This is a genomic window from Pseudoalteromonas sp. MMG012, from assembly GCF_018100875.1.
Taxonomy (GTDB): domain Bacteria; phylum Pseudomonadota; class Gammaproteobacteria; order Enterobacterales; family Alteromonadaceae; genus Pseudoalteromonas; species Pseudoalteromonas aurantia.
Window position 1 is genome coordinate 45,908 of sequence record NZ_JAGJEF010000025.1, and the last position, 14,295, is coordinate 60,202.

A 14,295-nucleotide genomic window follows, 5' to 3' on the forward strand; every position below is an offset into this window, starting at 1 on the left:
ACTTTGATGACGAAAAACACTGTAATTGGCAAAACATTATTTCTTAATAGGAATTAATATGGATTGGCTCACTGCTACTCGCAGCTTTATCGCACTCGCCGAGCACGGGAGCTTTACACTGGCAGCCGAACACGAAGGTGTCTCCGCTTCAGCCATGAGTAAACGAATTGACTGGATAGAAAAACAACTAGGAATAAGCTTGTTCACACGTACTACTCGGTTAGTCAAACTCACTACAGCAGGTCATAGCTTCTTGCCTAAAGCCAACGCAGTACTCATACAATTTGACGCCATGATCAGTCACAGTGACGAAGCGACTAAAGTACCATCTGGCACGCTAAAAATAGCAGCAACACTCGCTGTCGGCAGTCATATTTTACTGCCACATATTCAAACTTTTTTGGCAAAATACTCACAAGTTACTATCCAACTTAATGTACTTAACCCAGGTGCATTACCCGACTTAAGAAATGATTTGGTGATCACTCGTCAATTTGAACAGTTTGACTCTGCAGCACATAAAGGCACGCGGTTACTCGATTATCAAATGCACTTATTTGCGTCACCTGACTATATTGAACACCATGCAGATGTTCAATCTATTGATGATTTGGCCCATCACAAAATGCTACTAAGTAACTATTATCAAAAAAAAGGCCATATAGAGCTAAGTTGTGGGTCACGATTTTTATTTAATAATTACAACTTTGTATCAGATAATCTAGATTCTATTTTAGAAGCTGCGATTCAGGGGATGGGGCTTATTTTTATTTCCCCTAGTTATATTCAAAAACAACTCCATGAAGGGACACTCGTACCATTGCTACCAAAGCTACGCTCTGCAACCAAACAATTGTGGGCCTATTACCCCAAGAGCACATTTGTTCCTCTTAATACTCGTTTATTTATCGATCACTTAAAACAACAACTAACACATTCTGTTTCATTTTAAATTGAATAAGTTATTTACATGTATTCGGTAGGTGCTAATTTTTAATGTGCCAATTGTGGCAACTTAAAAGGAATATAATAATGAAATTATCTTTAAATAAAAAAACAATTAAACGTCTTTTAGATAAAACAACAGAGATTGATCATAAATTAACACCACAAGCAGCCGGTGGCCGCCCTGAAGAAACGTTCTTTTGCCAAAATACACAAGTAATTTACTGGTGTACGCGACCAACATCTCCCAATGTAGGCTGCTCTAACGTAGAGCGCTGCTTATAACCGTTACGCATAGGGTCAATTGAAAAATTGGCCCTATTCTTACTGTACACGACATAGCTGCTAAGACGTTATCGTGCTGATTTTACGTAGGTGAGGGGATACAAACTGACTTAATATTAACGAACATCCCGCCAATACCGCGCCAAAGTAAAATACCAAAGATTGATCATATAACCACACCATACCAAATGCTGCTGGTATAATGACCGCAGCTATATGGTTAATTGTAAAACTCACACTGGCAGTTGCTGCGATGTCTTCAGGCTCCGCTATTTTTTGAAAATATGTCTTCAAAGCAATAGCCATTGCAAAAAACACATGATCAATAATATATAAAGCCGCCGCAAAAAGTGTAGAATCAACCAGAGCATACCCAATAAACACCAATACCAGCCCAGAATACTCAAGCGTCAGGGTACGCTGTTCACCTATTTTGCTGATCATACGACCTACTTTGGGGGCAACAAATATATTAATGATGTGATTTATCATGTACAAGGTGGTAATTTGCGCAACATCAAAACCAAACTTTTCAACCATCAAGAACCCAGCGAATACCATAAATATTTGCCTGCGTGCCCCTGAAAAAAAGAGCAATATATAGTACAAACTATACTTTTTTCGTAAAATTACTTTTTTATGCTGCGATGAAGACATCTTAAATTCTGGAAACGCGACGACTAAATACACGGTTAACAACAGCCCAGCCCCACCAATCACCAAATATAGTACTTGATAACCCGTCGCTAGAAACGTCACTGACAACCAAATGCCCGCGTAAGTCACTAAAGAAGCAATTGACTTAACAGACAATAGTCGCCCCAGTAGCTCTGGCGCTTCATCTTTATTGAACCACTGCAAGCTTAACGACTGGTTAATAGTCTCAAAATAGTGAAAGCCAATCGACATTAAAACTGTGGTTGCATATAGACCATAAATACTCGGAAAAAACCCAGTTATCGCTACACCAATTGAGAGTATGCATAAACTGACCAGTGCAAAGGTTTGCTCTTTCAACACCAGCAATACAAACACCGCAGTGAATGCCAAAAAGCCGGGAATTTCACGTAAAGATTGCAGCATACCCATGTTAGCCCCAGTGAATTGTGCCGCTTCAATGGCAAAGTTATTTAATAATGCCATCCAACCAGCAAAGGTAATGGCCATCACCGACGTTGCAATAGCTAAAAAGCCAAATGGAGAACGCAATTGTTTTAAATCCAATTTATTGATCATGTTTGTTCCTAAGCACACTTCTAATGACAGTTATTTCTTTAAATTGTTTAAACCCCCCAGCTATTGTATGCTCATAAAAAATGACCGAAATTACCAAAAATGACAGATAGCTTACCGGATCAGACACATCATAAGTGGAAAAGCGTAAAATCAGGCTTTAAATTAAACCGACTTAACAAACCGATTTTCCCTCGCGCCATGACGATGCCTCCGTGGCAGCATGTGTATACTCACCAACACAGCTGGGGGCAGCTTGCCTACACTAGCAATGGCGTAATGACGGTAGGCACCCCCGTCGGCCGGTTTGTTATTCCACCTAACCAAGCACTTTGGCTTCCTCCTAACTTACCTCATGAAATTTTTTGTCGCTATGGTGGGCACTTTCGTAGCGTCTATATTGATAAGAAATATGTCGATATTTTAGGCCTGCATGCCAAATTATTGCACGTAGATGAATTATTAAAAGCCATGATTTTAGATATATGTAGCTGGGGATCTGATTACTGCTTAGACGGCAAAACCCTTCGCTTTATACAAGTATTTATAGATCGGCTGGAAATGGCACAAACCAGTACATTTTTTATTCCTACCGCGCAAGACAAACGATTAATCCCTATCATTAGTGAACTTCATGCAAACCCAGGCAACCCACGTACTCTTGAACAATGGAGTGAACATGTAGGTGCATCTAGCCGCACCCTAAATCGCTTATTCAATAAGAGCTTTTCCATGAACTTTAGCCAATGGAAACAAAAACTCAGAGCATTACGCGCTGTCGAAATGCTCGAAGCCGGCCAAACGCAGCAATTTATTGCCGAACAACTCGGTTTTGAGTCCAGCTCCGCGTTTAATACCGCATTCAAAAAAGCCTTTAATTGCACACCTGGGCAATACTTAAAAAAATAACTTTTATTTATCTCATAAAAAACAATAATATCTGAAATAAATTACCGAAATCACTTAAAAACCTTGTGATTTTGGTGCATTAATACCTAAAAAATGTACAATACGCTCCGAAAAAATCTCCGTAAATTGAAATATAGGCAATTATGAATACATTAAAAACCACTAAGGGATTAGCGGTCTCGCTATTGACTTTGGCTTTGACTGCATGTGGCGGCGGTAGCTCTACCCCGTCAACTGAAACACCGCCAACAACAACGGCACCGGTCACACCGCCTGTCACACCGCCTGTCACACCACCAGAGCCAGAAAATGTAGCGCCTAGCATTGCAGACTTAACTGATTTGAGTGTGATGGAACGAGCAGAACTTACGGTTACAGCCACAGCAACAGATACCGACGGCACAATAGCAAGCTATGCATGGGAGCAGATTTCAGGTACAGCTCTTGAACTCTCAGGAACAGACACGGCCAGCATTCAGTTCACAGCACCGGATATAGATACGTCTGAAAATATTGTTTTGCGCCTTACTGTGACAGATGATAAAGCAGCGACTACAAGTAAAGACTTCTCAGTATCACTTGAAGCATATGACGCTATTTCTTCTGAAAACGTGACCGATCAAGCACTATTGAGTTGCGCACTCAGTACGAATATGGATATGGGTTCAGATTCCCTGACATGTATTAACAGCCCAGTATCAACATTGGATGATTTGAGCAAGTTTACAAACTTGAAATCGGTCCATTTAGAAGGTACTCACATTTCAGACGTTACGCCTTTGGCCAATATAAGCTCACTACAAAATCTCAGCTTAATAAATAACCCAATTAATGATATCACGGTTGTTGAGCAACTAGAGTCGTTAACGACATTATCAATTGTTCAAGGCGCCTACGGCTTTGAAAACCAAACTATCAGCCTAGATAAGTTTAGTAATTTAACCCAACTGACATTTAATGCAGAACAGCATAGGTCCTATAATACATTGCATATCGAGTTCAATACACTGCCAAATACTCTGACACACCTGAACTATGTGGACGGTCGTGACTTTGATGAAGCGCATTTAAGTACACTCACTAATCTAACCCATTTAAAGTTAGACTCTGTATATATGAATGAAACCCATATAAAGCCCCTTATCAACCTAGAAAGCTTAGCACTGCATAATATTAATAACCTCGAATCACTGTCATTTCTGACTGTAATGCCAGCAATGAAAGAGCTTTCATTTAAAAATATATCAGCTGCCGACTCGACTGCACTCTCTCTTTTAACAACCTTGACATCTCTGTCATTAGTAAATCACAACTTCACAGATTTAACCTTTCTTGGCGCAATGACTGACTTAGAAAAGTTAGAGCTCAACGCTCGATATTCCAGACCTGATTTTGATATTGCGCTTCTTGCAAACCTGACTAAATTAAATGAGTTGGTAATTACTAACTACACACTAGTGAGTCCAGAAAAGTTGGCAAACCTGACCCAAATGACATCTCTAACACTAAACGGTAATAATTTAAACTCAATCAGTTTTATAAAAAGTATGTCTGAGTTATTAAAATTTGATGTGCGCAACAATTCGGGCTTAAGTGACATTGACTGGTTGGAATTCACCCCTAAACTAGAGTACTTGAATATTGATGATATTGACGGTGAGAGTAACTTGTCAGTTATCAGTCAGCTATCAAACCTATTAGAGTTAACTCTTGGTTCTTACTACAGTACTCATTTAGACGCAACTATTTTTCAAAACTCAGCTCTGTTAAAAAAGCTAACAGCTAAAGCGAGTACAATTAAAAACATCGAAGTCATAGAAAAAATAGTCGCGTTAGAAGAATTACACCTAAACGTGTACACTCTGGAAGCATTACCAAAATTAGATACACTACCTAGCCTAAAAAATGTACTGATCCATACTAGTAGTAGCAATGAACTTACTGATATCTCTCAATTATCTCAAAATACCAGTCTAGAATCGCTGGAATTAAGCGGATTCAGTAACGTAACCGATATCACCGTATTATCTGGCTACTCTAACCTAAAAGAGCTCAAACTAACAAATTTTGAAGTATCAGATATAGCTCCACTCACTCAGTTAACCGGCCTGACGAGCCTCTCTCTACGGTATTTTGATGAGCTTTTATCAGCAAAAGCATTATCAAGCTTAACCAATTTAAATACATTAGATTTAGAGTATTCATATAACATTCTATGTGCTGACCTAAAGCACCTTAAAAATACGTTCGCGGATATCAATTACAAACAATCTTATAACTGTATTGAACAACCAATTAACCTTGAACTAATTACTGATCCGGCTATAGCTGAATGTCTAAAAGATGAAAGAGACGCGGCCAAAGTGACACAAATTAGGACATGTGGTTCTTCAGCAATCGAGTCGTTCGCGGGAATAGAGCAGTTTTCAAACCTTACCTCTCTAAGTTTCCGACATCTTAATTCTGGTGCAATACTCAACAGCCCTGTGCTCGCTCAACTCGCAAACTTGAATAGTATTGAACTGTATAATAGTACATTAACTAATTTAGAAGGGGTGACACTGCCTCAGCATGTCAAAAGCCTGACCATCAGAAGTACGCAAAAATTTAGCATTAGCACATTTGTTGCCCCCGCATTAACGTGGCTAAATTTAGAGTCTACAACCTTACTAGACCCTGCAAAGCTCAGCAGCTTTCCAGAGTTAATACACTTAGACTTAGACCGCACTGATATTAGAGATGTATCTGCCTTACATACATTGAGCAAGCTAGAATATCTATCATTAGACAGTAATCATAACCTGCCATGTGCTGATATCGAGGCCCTAAAGGCAGCTAAACCTAATTTAAACCTTAGTTTATGGAATACAAATTGCAGCTAGTAATTCAGCAGCTTGCATTATTTTGTGAGCGTCTTAAGTCATATTAATTGACACTCTTTTGGTGATAGTGCGCCAGCAACTTTGAAGGCGCACTATGACTTTTTTTCAAGATGGTGTTTCTTTGTTATATCTTTGAAATCTTTTCTTCAATAAAAAATATAACCCCCTAACTCTACAATTAGCATAAAAACCTCACAAATGAGTGAAAATTAAAATAATATCACCTGTTCCTATTTGTAATTACATGACATAAAACTGAAAACAATTCATTTACATTTAGTTTGCATTTAGATGTCAGTCCCCATATTCTCGTTGCCAGATACAACAACACAACATGGAAATAACAATGAACAAGCGAAATTCATTATTTAAAAAGGTGTCCCCACTCATTACCAGTAGCACGCTGCTGCTAAGTGCCACATCTTTAGCGTCAGAAATCACACCCAATATCGTCGGTGGCCAGCCTGCTGATACCAGCCAGTGGCAATTTTATACACAAATATTAAACTCAAATGGCTCAACCGCTTTCTGTGGCGGCAGCTATATTGGCGATGGTTATGTATTAACCGCCGCCCACTGCGTAAAAAACAAAGCAACACGGTTTTTACATGTAAAAGTCGCAGGATTTGTACTCGGCGGCAATGATGGCGATCGTATCCAAGTCGCTGAGAAATTTGTGCACCCACAATATAACTCAAACACATTAAATAATGACGTCGCTCTACTGAAATTGGAACGTACCCCCTCGACAGGCCGCCAAGTAACACTCGCGCAAACTGACATTAATCACTATGCACGCAATGGCGACTTACTAACCGTTGCTGGACTAGGTCGCTTAAGTGAAGGTGGTAGTCGTCCATCCAATTTGCATGAGGTCAGTGTGCCACTTGTCTCTGATCAAGTCTGTAATCAATCTGGCGGCAATTATGCAAACGTCGGCAGCGTCGCATTTTGTGCAGGCTATACCCAAGGCCAACAAGATTCTTGTAGTGGCGACAGTGGCGGTCCAATTGTGATCAATTCAGGCGGTCAAATTGTTCAATTGGGTATTGTAAGCTGGGGTATTGGTTGTGCGCGTCCTGCTAAATACGGTGTCTACTCTGACGTTGCAGCGTTAGGTAATTGGATCGATAGCGTCAAAGGTGGGGCTCAACCGGTTTCAGTTGCATACCAACAATCACAAACGTTACCTAACTTCACGCTCGGTGAGCAAGTTTCACACACCTATGCAATTAAAAACACAGGGACTAGCGCATTTACGTTTAACAGTATCAACTTAACCAATAGCGGTGTGGCTTCAACGCCGGTGACTGCTGTAGATAGTTGTAGTGCTAGCACATTACAAGCAAATCAAAGTTGCCAAGTCGGTGTTGAATTCACAGCGACAGCTCCGGGTACTGCGAATATTGCCTTGAATTTCAAACTTGACGAAAGCCCAAACACCTATGTTGCCAAAATAAGCGCTGTAGCGACAAGCTCTGACAGCAGCTGTAAAGGCTCCTGGAATGCCAGCGCGGTATACGACAAGCCAGATCAAGTGACTTATTACGGTAAGGTGTACAAAGCACTTTGGTGGACACAAGGAGATATGCCATCAGAGTCTGGTACTTGGGGTGTGTGGCAAGAAATAGGTACTGATAGCAGTTGCAAAAACTAGCAAGTAACATTTAAATATTCTAAGAGGCAGTGCATACTTGCGCATTTACTGCCTCTAATTTAATCATAATACTAGACTAGCGATGACCATGTATTATTCCTATAATGAAGTTGACAAAATGGATACACTCAACCTCAAGGATATATATGAAAAATCATTATATAACAACATTATTTAGTTTATTAATTATTACACTGTCTGGCTGCACCACAACACAGCCCAACAAACAGCACTTCAATAAAAACGAAATACTCCCCAATATCGTTGGTTACAACAGCAGTAAAACAGTCATAAAACTGGATGATCACCTTGCTGATACCACCATTTTGCTGTTTTGGGATCCAGCGCAACATACCGAATGGCTTCACAGCCTAGATAAGCTCTTATCGGCAGCACAAGCGAAAGAAGTAAACCTAGAAATAATAGCCGTGTCATTCAAGACCAGCGGCACAGGTCACTTGGTTAAAAGTCACAAAGCGGCAAAAGAAGTCAGTATGCTGTACCATACCAGTGATATTATCTTTTCATATGCCGATCATGAAATCCGCAAAAGCTATAAACATATTAAAGCGCCAACAATTATTGTTACCAATAACAAAGGTCAATATGTAGCCTCTTTTAATAAGCTGAGAGATTTAGGTAAATACTTCAGTAAACAAAAAACCTGATTGCTTTTCCATGCGGTATTGAATATAAACCGCATTTGTTTCCACCACTGAATTTTTATCTTTTGCTGTACAGACATTGAGATGACGCGTAATCTTGCCCCGTTTTCTATCAGGCAACACACTGTATAAGAATTATTTAATCTTACTTGAGGGTTTATGAGCAGCGCTTTTTCTCATCGTTTTAACGAACTTGTATTACAATTTTCTGGCGGCAATAAACGTCACTTCGCTGAGCTAACAGGAAAGTCTCAATCTCATATTTACCGTATATGCCGAGGCTTAAGCCGCCCTTCCATGGCATATTTAGAGCACCTTTACGAACTATTTAAAATAGACTTAAACTGGTTACTAACTGGACAGTACTCTATAGAACAACACCCAAACAATCAAAGTGCAGACCTGTTAATGGTGCCTAAGTTTGACATAGAAGCCAGTGCTGGCTTTGGTAGTGTAAACAACTCCGAAGATATTACTGAGCAATTTGCACTTAATAAGCATTGGCTAAGCACACAGTTAGGGGTCTATGGAGAGCAATTAGCATTTGTTTCTATTCGCGGTGATAGCATGCTGCCAACCTTGCACCATAATGACATGGTATTGGTTGACCTCAGCCACCAAACACCTCATCAAGAAGGTATTTATATTATTCAAACCAGCGATGGTTTAATGGCGAAACGATTAAAGCAGGGTAAGCAACATATTGATGTCATAAGTGACAATCATGATTACCCTAACTGGAAAATTGATCACAGTAATGCCGAGCAACATGCTATTGCAGGAAAAATTGTTTGGTGTGGTAGAAGTATATAGCTAATAACGAGTTAAAGTGAATATATCACTTTAACTCGTAGTAAAATATTTGCTTGATAAATACTTAACGTTTGACGATGAATACGCCTTCAAATTGCGCCACCACAATATCTTGATCATACACATTTACTGGCACAATATATTTTGCTTTCCCATGTGTTTCTAACTCTTCCAATTTGCCATCACACTCAGCAATACATACTGTTGCTCGAGGTGCAGTCGTTAAAGGCTTTAAATACTTAATATTCGCGTCAGCTAAAACAATGTCACCTTCTAGGTTAAGCTCTTTTAGCGCTAAGTAGGTTGCCCCCCACCCAGCCAAAGTTGCCATACTATATATTGACCCAGCAAACATTGAATTATGTAAATTTAAATTCGCTTTGAGATCTGCACGTGTTGAGAACTGCCAGTCGGTATAACTTTCAACTTTAATGCCCATTGCATCGCTAATTGGAATAGATTCACGCCACGTATCTTGTAAAATTTGCGTCCAATCAGGGTGACGAAACCACCCTGGTTCAGACGGGTTCTGCTTCACCATTTTCCAATGCTGTATATCTCCATAGGCTAAATGTGCTTTTTCTAACACTTTATATCCATGACGCTCATAAAATGCGAGTGCGCGTTCCCTTGCATACAGTACCAACTCGTCTGCATTTTGGTTCCATGCAAGTTTCTCCAATTCATGCAATAACCGCCCACCTAAACGGTGACCTCGATGTTGATCTGACACCGCCATATAGCGTACTTGCGCTTGCTGCTGAGTATTAAAGTGAAGCCTTGCTACAGCAAGAACATCGCCCTCATTATTCTTAATAAAGCGATGCTCTGATTCTTGCTCCAAATCATCTTGTTCCGAGCCTCTCGGCTGATCCCAAGGCGCTCGAAGCACTTGCCAACGCAACTGATAATAATCTTGCCAATCTTCACTGCTTTGTGGTGTCGTCACTTGAAACATACGAATTCCTGTTGTTGTGCATCTTAAAATGATTTTTTATAACACCCCACCTTACTAAAAATTGGCTCTACTTCAAGTAACATTTAAGTCTTACAGAGTTTCTTTCGTAAATATTACTTAACAAAGTGGAATTACAGGAACGCTCGACTATGATGATGTAATTATGGTTAATTTTATGACTGCCGAGGGCACGGTCGCTAACCAATTTGTTAAACAAAGTCATTTGCTGGGCCATTTACTTTATTGGCATAAGCATGGCAGTGTTAGCATACAAATAAGGCAAGATAAAACCTTTAGATGGTTATTGATCAACGATACCTTACAATCTGTTGTGGAGAGAGACCACCCAGAGAATTTACTATTTCCTCACTTACAGCAACTCGCTCGCCTCTGGGAGTTATATCCGGCCCCAAAAAAAGTTTTGGAATTAGGCCTGGGCGCAGGCGCTATAAGAGACTATTTACATGCAACTTACCCAGAATGTGATGTGTTGTCGGTCGATAATAACCCAGATATCATCCGTTGCTATAAACGCTATTTTAGTGGTGATCACACTTGTGCTGTTGCATGTATGGATGTTGATGACGCACTAACAGATAACAACATGTATGACTGGATCATCCTTGATTTATTTAGTGAGTTTGATGCCCCTATATTTTTATTTCAGCACCAATTCTACCGCCAGTTAAGAGCTCGACTGCGCCCTGGCGGAAAGCTATTTATAAATTTTTTAGCTGAACACGAATCACAGTTAAAGCAATTAACGCACTTACTCATTACTAATTTCGGAAGAAAGCCTCATATTGAGCAAGTACCCTTATATGCAAACCATGTCATTGTGATCAATCGCTAACTCTTAAGCATAAATGTTACTGGGCCATCATTACATAAGCTCACTTGCATATCGGCACCAAATTCTCCCGTAGATATAACTAAGCCAAGTTCACGGGCCTGCTCCACAAAATAATTATAAAGGTGCTCTGCTTGAGCCGGTGTCGCCGCACTTGAGAAACTGGGCCTCATCCCTTTTTTAGTATCTGCCGCAAGGGTGAATTGTGAAACTATCAATAAGTCACCCCGAATATCCTTTAAACTCAGATTCATTTTACCCTCTGAGTCAGTAAATATACGATAATGCGTGACTTTATGAAGTAACTTATCAACAGAGGTTTCATCATCCCCCTTTTCAACACCCAATAGTAATAAGATTCCCTGTTGAATCTCTCCTATCATAGCCCCATCAACCACCACATTTGCATGCGTCACTCTTTGGATTAGTCCTTGCATAAGCAGCTCTTTACATATTTAAATAAAACCAAATAATAACGTAAAGTGCAAATGAGTGGTATCAATGAGAGAGTTTACAAGCTAATAGATCTGCTGCCCGTCGTATAGCTTCAACGTAAACTTCATTTGCCCCACAGTGACCCAAGCCATCAAGTACATATAGTTGCGCACCAGTGTTTTTTGCCAATTTTTGTACCGCTGCGAAGCGACACACTAAGTCATGACGGCCATGTATAAACCAAGTTGGAATGGTTTTAAGTTGCTCACTGACCTCTTCTAGTGGTTTTAATTGCAACATAATCTCTGGGCTAAAATAATGATTCATGAGCTTGGCTTGCTGAAGGATGCATTCAACATTATCCAAATGATATCGACCCGCTAAAGCTCCTAAGGTCAATTGGCGATCCCAGGCATGCCACCGTTGCGCAGCTTTATGTTGCTGCAATTCATCTTGTCCTGTTAAATCAACTAAATACTCATTTAAGATTTGCTGAGTATCACTTTGACCTCGTTGGAATTTTTGGTACTGTTCAGGGTAAAACTGGGCCCCTGCGCTAAGTGGACCATAAAGCCAGTCTAAATCATTTTGAGACGCCAAAAAGCTAGCCCATAATACAAGTCCCTTTACTTTATGAGGGAATTGACTGGTATACAATAGTGCCAATGTTGCCCCCCACGAGCCGCCAGCTAAAATACATTGGCCTATCGCTAAATGGTCAATCAGTCGTGCTATGTCATCGACTAAATAACTTGGCGAATTATGTGTCAAAGCTAAAGGGGTTGATTCTCCGCAGCCTCGTTGACTAAATAAAATGATTCTATAGCGCTTCGGATTAAAATACCCAGCACTTTCACGACATAAACCGGAGCCTGGGCCACCATGACAAACAATGACTGGCTGACCATTAATATCACCATATTCTTCAACATGAATTTGATGCCCCTCACCCACAGCTAAGTGGAAACTGCGTATAGGATCGTTCACCACATAACGTTGTGTCATATATCACACCTTAGTTTAAGGTGTATCTTACGGCTGCTCATTCTCCAATAAAGACGGTGCTTGACGCTCATCCAAGCACACCGTGAATTCAGCACCAAGTAGCACAACGATCCACGATAAATACACCCAAACAAACAAAATAGGCACAGTTGCAACTGCACCATAAATCACCTCATAAGATGGAAAGTGACTTATATACATCGCAAATCCTTTTTTCGTCAATTCAAATAGTAGTGCAGCAAATAATGCACCTGGAATGGCAGCTCGAAAAGACACACGTGTATTAGGCACTAAAGTATAGAGCATAATGAAACCTGCCATTGAAATAACATAAGGTAATAGCTTTAATAAAAAACCACTGAATCCAGGGATCCCTTGATCAGCAAACGAAACAAGTGACACAATATAAGACGTAACGCCAATACTGGCCCCCAATAATACAGGGCCAAGCGTCAATACCATCCAATAGATTGCAAACGAAATCATCAATGGACGCTTTTCTACAACTCGCCAAATTCGATTAAGTGCACTATCTACATTTCTTATGAGCAATAATGCAATAGCGGCTAAAAAGCTAATCCCCACAGCAGTCATTTGATTTGCATTACCCGTAAAAGCACTGATATGGGCTTTAATTGAGTCAGTAGAGGTCGGTACAAAATTATTGAAAATAAAATTTTCAATTGCTAATCGTGTATCTTCAAAACCCGGAAATGCCGAAAAGATAGCAACGCCAACTGCAATCAATGGCACAAGTGATAGCAAAGTTACATATGCTAAATATCCAGCATTAATCGTAATTTGATCTTCTTGGCAACGCCTAAAGTAGCGTAACCACCACTGAGGCTGTTGTCTTCCCCATGCTTTTATATGCAGTTCAATCTTTTCACGCATAATGTACTTAATTCTTAAAAACACTTTGCACATCATAACAATCAGCTACATAATTTACAGCAACATACTAAGAAAATAGGTTGAATATGAAACACTTTACACTCGCTGCCACATTATGTTTTGTACTTACAGGCTGCCAAACTGCATACTATTCGGCAATGGAACAAGTCGGTGTTCACAAACGAGATATCCTAGTTGATCGTGTCGAAGCAACCAAAGAATCACAGCAAGAGTCACAACAAGAATTTCAGTCTGCTCTTGAACGACTCTCTACTCTCATCAACTTTGATGGTGGCGAGTTGCAATCAGCCTATAACCAACTCAATGATGACTATGAATCCAGTTTATCAGCCGCAACCGATGTGAGTCGTAACATAGATAAAGTTGAAGATGTTGCTGGTGCTTTATTCAGTGAATGGGAAGAAGAGCTGACACAATACTCTAGTGCAACACTAAAACGAGAAAGTGAAAAGAAACTCAAACAAACACAGCGCCAATTTGATAAATTACTACGCTCAATGCGCAGCAGTGAAAAGAAGATGCAGCCAGTGCTATCATCGTTAAAAGACAATGTCTTATATTTAAAGCATAACCTAAATGCACAAGCCATAGCGGCCATACGAGGCGAATTTAAAAGCTTAAAAAGCGATATCCAATCGCTGATAGACGATATGAACCGCTCTATCGCTGACTCAAATAAGTTCATTGCACAAATGAATAATAAAAATACATAACCTGAGTTTTATATAAAAACTAAAGCCGAG

14 protein-coding genes are annotated in these 14,295 nt (G+C 40.0%); 9 read left to right on the forward strand and 5 right to left on the reverse strand.

The features are described 5' to 3' along the window. Window positions 1–58 precede the first annotated feature (58 nt). Window positions 59–952, forward strand: coding sequence for a LysR family transcriptional regulator (locus J8L97_RS10710; protein WP_211049550.1), 894 nt, complete (start codon window positions 59–61; stop codon window positions 950–952). Between the two features lie 80 nt (window positions 953–1,032). Continuing rightward, window positions 1,033–1,230: a hypothetical protein gene (locus J8L97_RS10715; RefSeq protein ID WP_192506252.1), complete on the forward strand. Its 198-nt coding sequence runs from the start codon at window positions 1,033–1,035 to the stop codon at window positions 1,228–1,230. Window positions 1,231–1,290: 60 nt separating this feature from the next. Here the strand turns inward: J8L97_RS10715 and J8L97_RS10720 are convergent, their stop codons facing one another. Then, a complete protein-coding gene (locus tag J8L97_RS10720; RefSeq protein ID WP_211049553.1) occupies window positions 1,291–2,466 on the reverse strand; it encodes an MFS transporter in 1,176 nt (391 codons plus the stop codon). 99 nt (window positions 2,467–2,565) lie between these two features. Between J8L97_RS10720 and J8L97_RS10725 the strand changes: the two genes are divergently transcribed. From J8L97_RS10725 to J8L97_RS10745, 5 genes are all read left to right on the forward strand, one after another. Further along, complete coding sequence (locus J8L97_RS10725; RefSeq protein ID WP_211049556.1) at window positions 2,566–3,372, forward strand: helix-turn-helix domain-containing protein; 807 nt, start codon at window positions 2,566–2,568, stop codon at window positions 3,370–3,372. 143 nt (window positions 3,373–3,515) lie between these two features. Next, window positions 3,516–6,254 (forward strand): PKD domain-containing protein, encoded by a 2,739-nt coding sequence (locus J8L97_RS10730; protein ID WP_211049559.1) that lies wholly within the window; start codon window positions 3,516–3,518, stop codon window positions 6,252–6,254. A gap of 346 nt (window positions 6,255–6,600) precedes the next feature. Next, window positions 6,601–7,911 carry a trypsin-like serine protease gene (locus tag J8L97_RS10735; RefSeq protein ID WP_211049560.1) on the forward strand — a complete coding sequence of 437 codons (1,311 nt, stop codon included), beginning with the start codon at window positions 6,601–6,603 and terminating at the stop codon, window positions 7,909–7,911. A gap of 146 nt (window positions 7,912–8,057) precedes the next feature. Further along, complete coding sequence (locus tag J8L97_RS10740) at window positions 8,058–8,579, forward strand: hypothetical protein (protein WP_211049562.1); 522 nt, start codon at window positions 8,058–8,060, stop codon at window positions 8,577–8,579. Window positions 8,580–8,735: 156 nt separating this feature from the next. Further along, window positions 8,736–9,389: an XRE family transcriptional regulator gene (locus J8L97_RS10745; RefSeq protein WP_211049564.1), complete on the forward strand. Its 654-nt coding sequence runs from the start codon at window positions 8,736–8,738 to the stop codon at window positions 9,387–9,389. Between the two features lie 64 nt (window positions 9,390–9,453). Here J8L97_RS10745 and J8L97_RS10750 read toward each other — a convergent pair whose 3' ends face one another. Beyond that, window positions 9,454–10,347, reverse strand: coding sequence for a bifunctional GNAT family N-acetyltransferase/hotdog fold thioesterase (locus tag J8L97_RS10750; protein WP_211049566.1), 894 nt, complete (start codon window positions 10,345–10,347; stop codon window positions 9,454–9,456). A 175-nt stretch (window positions 10,348–10,522) separates the two neighbouring features. Here J8L97_RS10750 and J8L97_RS10755 point away from each other — a divergent pair, with 175 nt between their 5' ends. Beyond that, window positions 10,523–11,200, forward strand: coding sequence for a spermidine synthase (locus J8L97_RS10755; RefSeq protein WP_247682631.1), 678 nt, complete (start codon window positions 10,523–10,525; stop codon window positions 11,198–11,200). On the opposite strand, the gene dtd is transcribed toward J8L97_RS10755, so the two are convergent. The 3 genes from dtd to J8L97_RS10770 all read right to left on the reverse strand — a co-directional run bounded on the left by dtd (window position 11,197) and on the right by J8L97_RS10770 (window position 13,531). Then, entirely contained in the window at window positions 11,197–11,634 is a 438-nt protein-coding gene (gene dtd / locus J8L97_RS10760; RefSeq protein WP_210997835.1) for a D-aminoacyl-tRNA deacylase, read from the reverse strand. The two genes, J8L97_RS10755 and dtd, sit on opposite strands and share 4 nt — an antisense overlap. Window positions 11,635–11,695: 61 nt before the next feature. Beyond that, window positions 11,696–12,637 carry an alpha/beta fold hydrolase gene (locus tag J8L97_RS10765; RefSeq protein ID WP_211049568.1) on the reverse strand — a complete coding sequence of 314 codons (942 nt, stop codon included), beginning with the start codon at window positions 12,635–12,637 and terminating at the stop codon, window positions 11,696–11,698. 27 nt (window positions 12,638–12,664) lie between these two features. Continuing rightward, entirely contained in the window at window positions 12,665–13,531 is an 867-nt protein-coding gene (locus J8L97_RS10770; RefSeq protein WP_211049570.1) for a virulence factor BrkB family protein, read from the reverse strand. An 86-nt stretch (window positions 13,532–13,617) separates the two neighbouring features. On the opposite strand from J8L97_RS10770, the gene J8L97_RS10775 reads away from it, so the two are divergent. Next, entirely contained in the window at window positions 13,618–14,265 is a 648-nt protein-coding gene (locus J8L97_RS10775; RefSeq protein WP_211049572.1) for a DUF2959 domain-containing protein, read from the forward strand. The last annotated feature ends 30 nt before the right edge of the window (window positions 14,266–14,295 follow it).

What these genes read in the sequence shown, in the direction of transcription:
- J8L97_RS10710 (WP_211049550.1), top strand. Translation starts at nt 59, where the DNA reads ATGGATTGGCTCACTGCTACTCGCAGCTTTATCGCACTCGCCGAGCAC.
- J8L97_RS10715 (WP_192506252.1), top strand. Translation starts at nt 1,033, where the DNA reads ATGAAATTATCTTTAAATAAAAAAACAATTAAACGTCTTTTAGATAAA.
- J8L97_RS10720 (WP_211049553.1), bottom strand. Translation starts at nt 2,466, where the DNA reads ATGATCAATAAATTGGATTTAAAACAATTGCGTTCTCCATTTGGCTTT.
- J8L97_RS10725 (WP_211049556.1), top strand. Translation starts at nt 2,566, where the DNA reads ATGACAGATAGCTTACCGGATCAGACACATCATAAGTGGAAAAGCGTA.
- J8L97_RS10730 (WP_211049559.1), top strand. Translation starts at nt 3,516, where the DNA reads ATGAATACATTAAAAACCACTAAGGGATTAGCGGTCTCGCTATTGACT.
- J8L97_RS10735 (WP_211049560.1), top strand. Translation starts at nt 6,601, where the DNA reads ATGAACAAGCGAAATTCATTATTTAAAAAGGTGTCCCCACTCATTACC.
- J8L97_RS10740 (WP_211049562.1), top strand. Translation starts at nt 8,058, where the DNA reads ATGAAAAATCATTATATAACAACATTATTTAGTTTATTAATTATTACA.
- J8L97_RS10745 (WP_211049564.1), top strand. Translation starts at nt 8,736, where the DNA reads ATGAGCAGCGCTTTTTCTCATCGTTTTAACGAACTTGTATTACAATTT.
- J8L97_RS10750 (WP_211049566.1), bottom strand. Translation starts at nt 10,347, where the DNA reads ATGTTTCAAGTGACGACACCACAAAGCAGTGAAGATTGGCAAGATTAT.
- J8L97_RS10755 (WP_247682631.1), top strand. Translation starts at nt 10,523, where the DNA reads ATGACTGCCGAGGGCACGGTCGCTAACCAATTTGTTAAACAAAGTCAT.
- dtd (WP_210997835.1), bottom strand. Translation starts at nt 11,634, where the DNA reads ATGCAAGGACTAATCCAAAGAGTGACGCATGCAAATGTGGTGGTTGAT.
- J8L97_RS10765 (WP_211049568.1), bottom strand. Translation starts at nt 12,637, where the DNA reads ATGACACAACGTTATGTGGTGAACGATCCTATACGCAGTTTCCACTTA.
- J8L97_RS10770 (WP_211049570.1), bottom strand. Translation starts at nt 13,531, where the DNA reads ATGCGTGAAAAGATTGAACTGCATATAAAAGCATGGGGAAGACAACAG.
- J8L97_RS10775 (WP_211049572.1), top strand. Translation starts at nt 13,618, where the DNA reads ATGAAACACTTTACACTCGCTGCCACATTATGTTTTGTACTTACAGGC.